The organism is Brachyspira sp. G79 (assembly GCF_002379365.1).
GTDB lineage: Bacteria > Spirochaetota > Brachyspiria > Brachyspirales > Brachyspiraceae > Brachyspira.
In genome coordinates this window covers 2,310,447-2,317,304 of sequence record NZ_JQIU01000008.1, presented here as the reverse complement: position 1 = coordinate 2,317,304, position 6,858 = coordinate 2,310,447, and the positions used below count along the sequence as shown (strand labels likewise).

7 protein-coding genes and 1 pseudogene are annotated in these 6,858 nt (G+C 25.8%); 2 read left to right on the top strand and 6 right to left on the bottom strand.

The genetic code is table 11. The features are described 5' to 3' along the window. The 3 genes and pseudogenes from KQ44_RS14495 to gpmA all read right to left on the bottom strand — a co-directional run. Window positions 1–1,111: pseudogene (locus tag KQ44_RS14495) on the bottom strand (hypothetical protein); the annotation flags it as partial. Beyond that, window positions 1,101–1,298 (bottom strand): hypothetical protein, encoded by a 198-nt coding sequence (locus tag KQ44_RS11700; RefSeq protein WP_096737558.1) that lies wholly within the window; start codon window positions 1,296–1,298, stop codon window positions 1,101–1,103. The gene KQ44_RS11700 and the pseudogene KQ44_RS14495, both read right to left, overlap by 11 nt. Window positions 1,299–1,470: 172 nt before the next feature. Further along, window positions 1,471–2,217, bottom strand: coding sequence for a 2,3-diphosphoglycerate-dependent phosphoglycerate mutase (gene gpmA / locus KQ44_RS11695; RefSeq protein ID WP_096737557.1), 747 nt, complete (start codon window positions 2,215–2,217; stop codon window positions 1,471–1,473). Between the two features lie 280 nt (window positions 2,218–2,497). Between gpmA and KQ44_RS11690 the strand changes: the two genes are divergently transcribed. Continuing rightward, complete coding sequence (locus KQ44_RS11690) at window positions 2,498–3,139, top strand: outer membrane beta-barrel protein (protein WP_096737556.1); 642 nt, start codon at window positions 2,498–2,500, stop codon at window positions 3,137–3,139. A 50-nt stretch (window positions 3,140–3,189) separates the two neighbouring features. Continuing rightward, entirely contained in the window at window positions 3,190–4,422 is a 1,233-nt protein-coding gene (locus tag KQ44_RS11685) for an ABC transporter substrate-binding protein (RefSeq protein ID WP_096737555.1), read from the top strand. Here KQ44_RS11685 and KQ44_RS11680 read toward each other — a convergent pair. From KQ44_RS11680 to KQ44_RS11670, 3 genes are all read right to left on the bottom strand, one after another. Next, complete coding sequence (locus KQ44_RS11680) at window positions 4,419–5,033, bottom strand: cyclase family protein (RefSeq protein ID WP_096737554.1); 615 nt, start codon at window positions 5,031–5,033, stop codon at window positions 4,419–4,421. The two genes, KQ44_RS11685 and KQ44_RS11680, sit on opposite strands and share 4 nt — an antisense overlap. Beyond that, window positions 5,030–6,028: a PIN domain-containing protein gene (locus tag KQ44_RS11675; RefSeq protein WP_096737553.1), complete on the bottom strand. Its 999-nt coding sequence runs from the start codon at window positions 6,026–6,028 to the stop codon at window positions 5,030–5,032. The genes KQ44_RS11680 and KQ44_RS11675 overlap by 4 nt, the downstream gene beginning before the upstream one ends. Window positions 6,029–6,094: 66 nt before the next feature. Continuing rightward, window positions 6,095–6,688: a CarD family transcriptional regulator gene (locus KQ44_RS11670; protein ID WP_096737552.1), complete on the bottom strand. Its 594-nt coding sequence runs from the start codon at window positions 6,686–6,688 to the stop codon at window positions 6,095–6,097. Window positions 6,689–6,858 lie beyond the last annotated feature (170 nt).

The following is a 6,858-nucleotide window of genomic DNA, read 5'->3' as shown; positions in this document are numbered from 1 at the left end:
CTTTAATAGATTTTATATTGAATACTCCCATTGGATAGGAAAAGAATAAATGCGGATATTCATTAGAAAGAGCCTCTTTTATCTCTACATCTCCTGAATATATTTTATACTCTGATGTTATATTTTCTGTATTAGGGATAATTATATTATAATTTTTAGTATCCAAATAATATGTTACAGCACCTTCTGAATAATCAGAAAGTTTTTTAATTTCTATTGAAGTTTTATATTTTTCACCTACAGATAGAGGTATTATATAATTATAACTATTCCAACTTGTAGAATTAGATACTGTAAAAGTTCCATCATCATTATTCCAAGCACTTGCTGTAAGTCCTTCTTTAGGGTTAGTATTATACCAATCAGGCATTCTATTAATTTCTATACTGTAGCCATAATTTTTTACATAATCAGGCTTATTTTCTAGTTTTAAAGGCTTATCTGAATATTTATAAATAAAATTAGGAGAGAACAACCACTTAGGATTAAATTTTGCCTTATATACATACCCTGCTTTACTTTCTGCTATTAATTCAAAATCAGATAATGAACCTTTATGAGGTATACTTCCCAATAAAAGTAAGAGTAAAAAAACTCCTATTAATGAAAAGAAAATTATAGAAGATATCTTAAAAATAATATTTTTATTTTCTAATATTCTGTTATATAAATCATAAATTAATAATCTATATTTAACGCATAAATATAAATTAAACAATATTAAAATAAATAATATGAAATAAAATACTGTTTTTATTTTTAAAGAATAATTTATATTATCAATTTTTTCATCATATTCTAATTGCTTAGAAGATACCAAATTACCAAAAGGGCTTCCTGGTTTATCAATTTTTATATCTTTAATATAATTATTATTTTTTATTATTTCATTAGTATCAAAATAAACTTTATATATATCACTATTTCTAAAGATTTTACTATAATATTTCAATCTAAAATGATAATTATACTCCCCATTATTTGATGATTGGAGCTTAAATTCAGATAAATAACCTTTTCTATTAACTGAACCTAAAACCGCTAAAAGTAATGTTGATATTATGAGTATAGAACTTATAATTAATATTATTTTATTTAATTTATTTTTCATAAACTACTCCTAAAATACAACGGCTGTATTTAGATTGATTGAAGTATTTTTTGCAACAGATATATAATGATTTAGAAAGTAAAACTTGAGAATATATAGAGTTGTTTGTTGTTTGTTGTTTGTTGTTTGTTGTTTGTTGTTTGTTGTTTGTTGTTTGTTGTTTGTTGTTTGTTGTTTGTTGTTTCATAACATAATCCATAACTTTTGTGCCATTATATAATAATATAAAAAATAATCAATACTATTTTTTGTATTTTTTATTATGGAATAACTATGACTTTTTAATACATTTAAAAAATTTTAAGCCTCCAGTAATTTTTACTACAGGAGGCTTTTCTAGTTGTTTTTAACAAATTTTATTACTTCTTTTTGCCTTGATTAGCTACTGCTTCCATAGCTTTTTTAACTGCTTCAGGGTCGCCTAAATACTGTTTATTTACAGCTTTGAAATTATCATCAAGCTCATAAACTAAAGGCATTCCTGTAGGTATATTAAGCTCTGTGATGTCTGCATCAGAGATATTGTCTAAGTATTTTACTAATGCTCTTAAGCTGTTACCATGAGCAGCGATTATGATTTTTTTACCTGCTTTAATATCTGGAAGTATAACATTTTCCCAGAAAGGAACTACTCTTGCAACTGTATCTTTTAAACATTCAGTTAAAGGAAGTTCTTTTTCAGATAAGCCTTTATAACGTGGATCATTACCAGGATATCTTTCATCATCTTTTGTTAATGCTGGAGGTGGAGTATCATAGCTTCTTCTCCAGATTTTAACTTGATCTTCTCCATATTTTTCAGCAGTTTGTGATTTATTTAATCCTTGTAATGCTCCGTAATGTCTTTCATTTAACTGCCAGCATTTTTCTACAGGTATCCATAAAAGTCCCATTTCTTCTAAAACTAAGTTTAAAGTTTTGATAGCACGTGTTAGTGTAGAAGTATATGCTTTATCAAAAGTAAATCCAGCTTTTTTAAGTTCTGTACCACCTGCTTTAGCCTCTTCTATACCTTTTTCAGACAAAGTAACATCTGCCCAGCCTGTAAATAAGTTTTCTTTATTCCATACACTCTCACCATGACGTATTAAAACAACTTTTGTCATTTTTATAACTCCTTATAAATAAGATTAAGTTCTATTATATATTAAAATAGTAAAAAAGTTAAACAAAAAATCTATTGTTTTTATTATTATATTTTATAGGTAATGGATAAGTATTTTATGTATGAATAATCTTTTTATTGATAAAGTTATTTTAACTTTGTAAGAAACTTAACATCTATTTATATGAATTTAATTCACCGCTAAAATACTAAATTAATGCTTGAAAAAACAGAAAATATTTATATCTTTAATATAATAATAAAACTGGAGTATATTATATATGAAGAAATACGTATTAATTTTGTTTTTATTTTTATCCGTTATGACTTCAGGGCTTATGGCTAAAGATGGATTTGGTGTTGATTTAAGTGTGCCTTTGGGAGCAGGTATAGGTTTTTATCTTGAAGATGGAAAACAAAGCGAAACTGTAAAACCAGACGGGGGGTTTGAATTTGGTGTTTATTTAAAGCCTAATTATTATTTTGATTTAAATATATTATCTTTAGGGATATCTTTAGATTTTGGATATCAAAGAGATGTATTTGCATATAAATCAGATTTGTCTAAAGGGAATGTTACGTTTGACAGTTTATCTATAGGTTTGATGCCCAAAATAGATATACTATTTATGTCTATAGGAGTTGGAGCTGGGGTAAAATTTCCTTTGGGAGGAAGCAGCTATTCTAAAGAAAACAGCGGGTCAGAGACAATAGAAAAATATACTCTTAAACAATTGCAAAATAGATTTTATAATTTGTATATACCATATCTTAAAGCAAGTTTGGATTTTTTGCTTCTTTATAATGTAACTTTAGGTGTTTATCTTTCTTATGATTTCCCTTTGCTTGAATATAAAGATAGTATTCCAAAGACAAAAATGGGAGGTCTTGATATAGGAGGACAAATAGGTATAAGATTCTAAAAATAAATTTATTTTAAGAAAACATAAAAAACAATAATTAAGGAAAAACAATGTACAATCGTTTGTATTATGCCGTATTTATTAGTCTTTTATATGGCAGTATAATATTTGCTCAAAATTCTCATTTTGTAAGTAAACTTGATAAAAGTCAGTTAGATTTAAATTATTATGAAAGATTAAAAGATAAGAATATTACATTAAATGTATGTAATTGGGGGGAGTATATAGCTGATGGCTCTAAAGGTTCTATGGATATTATAAAAGAGTTTGAAAATCTTACTGGAATAAAAGTAAATTATATAATACATAATTCTAATGAAGAAGTATATGCCAAATTAAAATTATATACAGAAAATTACGATGTAATAACTCCTACCGATTATATTATAGTGAGAATGATAAAAAATGATATGATACAGAAACTAAATTTTGATTTGCTTCCCGCTGTAAAAAAAAATATAGATCCCTTCTTTTTTTCACTAGCCTATGATCCAAAAGGGGAATACAGTGTTCCTTATACTTGGGGAATGAGCGGTATTATATACAATAAAAAAAATATAGATATAAAAGAAGAAGATATTGATTGGTCTATACTTTTTAATGAAGATTATAAAGATATGATACTGATGGCAATAGCTCCAAGAGACGCTTTTGCAGCTGCTAATGGTTATTTAGGCTTTGATTTGCATACTACAAATGAAAAAGAAATATTAAAATCATTTGATGCTTTAAAAAAGCAAAGAGCTGTAGTTCAGGATTATGTTATGGACGAAATACTATATAAGATAAGAGATGAAAAGGCATATATAGGAGTTACATATGGCGGCGATGCTTTAACTGTCATAAAGCAAAATACAAATATAAATTTTGTTATACCAAAATCTGGAGGAAATCCTTTTGTTGAATGTTTGGCAATTCCTAAAAATGCTGAAAATATAGAAGCAGCACATATGTATATAAATTTTTTATGTGAGAGACAAATATCATATGAGAATACAAAATATATAGGATATGCCACACCTAATACAGCAGCTTTAGAATTACTGCCTGATGAAATAAAAAATGATAAAAGAATATACCCAGATAAAAAGAATATTGTATATATGTCAAAACGAATATCTGAACTTGATGACAGAGCTGGTATTTTAATGGAAAATCTTTGGAATAATTTTCTTAATAATAAAAGTGTCAAATTGCCTTTTAATAAAATACTCGTATTTGCTGTTATTATTACAACTATAATATTAATTATTTTGGAAGTAAAGAAAAGAAAAAAAGATTAAATTATAGCATATGCTCTTACTGGTGAGCCTTCAGCATTTTCTATTTTTAATGGGGCTGCACTAAAGAAAAATTCTTTATTCGATACTTTATCTAAATTGGAAAGTCCTTCTATAATACATATGTCATGTGAAAATAAAATATTATGTATTAAATTATTGTTAATATTATCAACAGAAGGACTGTCTATGCCTATTGTTTTGATTTTTAAGTTAAGTAATTGATTTGCAAAACTTTCACTTAGATATGGAAAATTTTTATAATAATTCTTTGTATTAATATTCTTATGCCAAGAAGTATTAATAAGCAGTATATCATATCCTTTTATAGTTTCAAAATCAAAATTATAAGGAAAGTTTATTTTATTTTCTTTATCTGCTTTAATATCAATACAGTAAGCACTGCCAATAAAATAGCTCAAATCTATATTTTCAGCAGAAGGCTTATTATTTATGCAGTGAAGAGGTGTATCAATATGAGTGCCGCTATGAACACACATATTGATATTGGTTATATTAAAATACTCATAATTACAATTTTCAACTTTTACATCAATATCATTAGGATAATGAGGCATATTATTATAAATTGAAAAGGAGAGATCTATTATCATTTATCATGTCTTTTTTTATTATTATTATTTGATTGTTTAGCTCCTGCAAGAGAAGCAAATATTACCCTTCCAGCCTCTTTAGGAAGTACATTATCTATTTCTATTTCAACATTTTTTCCTATCAAATGTTTAGCATTATCAACAACTATCATAGTACCATCTTCTAAATATCCAAGTGCCTGCTTATCTTTTCCCTCTCTTATCAAATCAATTTTAATAGTTTCCCCCGGAAGTACAACAACATGAAGTGAATTAGCTAAATCATTTATATTTAATATTTCAACTTCATGAATAGAAGCTACTTTCATCAAATTAAAATCATTAGTAATAACTTTAGCATCCATTTTTTTGGCAAGTTCTATAAGTTTTAAATCTACTTCTTTTATATTAGGAAAATCTATATCAGTAATAGAAAGAAGTATATTTTTAGAGGATTTCATTTTATTTAATATCTCTAATGCCCTTCTTCCTCTTATTCTTTTTTGCGGATCTCGGGCATCGCTTAAGAACTGTACTTCTTTTATCACGAATTCAGGAAGCACAAGAAGTCCGTCAAAGAATTTCTTTTCGGCAATATCATATATTCTTCCATCTACTATAACAGAAGTATCAAGTATTTTTGCTGTTTTATTTTTATCAGGTTTTGTAAGATTAAGCATATTCGATATATTCGGTATAAATGCCGCTATAATTCCAAAAGTAAGATATCCTTCTATAAAAAGAATGATTAATTTTTCATTTATAGATAATTTAATTCCTATCATATTAACAGTACTTATAGTTAATAGCACTGTAACTATAGTTAGAAAAAATGAGATAAAAAAAGCAAGAGTAATTTTAGAAGATTTTTTCCTTATAAGTAAAAACTCAAATAAAAATATTAAAACAGCACTCAGTAAAAATATAGATACAGTTTTATAATTAAAAGTTTTTGTAAAATAATAATCCATTAGTGCTATTAAAAAAGATATAACAAAATATACTATTCTCCACATAATAGTTCCCCCTACAAACTACAGTATAATTAGATATATTTATTTTTTATTTGAATAAATGCTTTTTTAGAAATATTGAAGAATATTATTCTTTAGTATCTTTCTTCTTTTTTTAGTATTGTCTTTATTTTCTTTTACCAATTTTTCTTTTTCTAAAGGTTTAGTTTTGAATTTTTTGGCAGATTTTTCTAAGGCATTAGATACTATATCTTCAATTTCATCTTTGTCTTTTTTTAAAGCTATACTGATTTCATTAACTATAAACATATAAGCCTTTTCGTATAAACGTTTTTCACTTGCCGATAGTTCTTTTAATTTGTTTCTAGTAAATAAACTTCTAGCTACTTCTATTGTATCTTTAATATCGCCGCTTCTTAATTTTTCTTCATTTTCCTGATATCTTATTTTCCAGTTATTTTCTATATCATGCGGTTTGGTTTGAAGTATATTAATGAGTTCATCGGCCTCTGCTTTTGATATTATTTTACGTATACGATATTCTTTAACTCTGTTTATAGGGACTTTTAATGTAATATTTTCACTTTCACATTCTAATACATAACATTCTACAAGATTAGAATTCACTTTACTATCAGATATACCTATAACTTTACATATACCGTACATAGGATATACAACATAAGTATTTAATTTATACATTATAAGCCTTTTTCTCTTATAAATAAGTTAATTATTTATTCTCAAAATTTAATAATATACCTCTCTCTATTATATATCAATATTTAAAAAAATCAAGCTATGAAAAAAGTGATACTTTGTTTAAGAGTTAGAGTATTTGCACGCTTTTTTATTAAAAAACTAGTATTATG

Coding starts and splice junctions, on each gene's coding strand:
- KQ44_RS11700 (WP_096737558.1), bottom strand. CDS start 1,298: ATGAAACAACAAACAACAAACAACAAACAACAAACAACAAACAACAAA.
- KQ44_RS11675 (WP_096737553.1), bottom strand. CDS start 6,028: ATGTGGAGAATAGTATATTTTGTTATATCTTTTTTAATAGCACTAATG.
- KQ44_RS11690 (WP_096737556.1), top strand. CDS start 2,498: ATGAAGAAATACGTATTAATTTTGTTTTTATTTTTATCCGTTATGACT.
- KQ44_RS11680 (WP_096737554.1), bottom strand. CDS start 5,033: ATGATAATAGATCTCTCCTTTTCAATTTATAATAATATGCCTCATTAT.
- KQ44_RS11685 (WP_096737555.1), top strand. CDS start 3,190: ATGTACAATCGTTTGTATTATGCCGTATTTATTAGTCTTTTATATGGC.
- KQ44_RS11670 (WP_096737552.1), bottom strand. CDS start 6,688: ATGTATAAATTAAATACTTATGTTGTATATCCTATGTACGGTATATGT.
- gpmA (WP_096737557.1), bottom strand. CDS start 2,217: ATGACAAAAGTTGTTTTAATACGTCATGGTGAGAGTGTATGGAATAAA.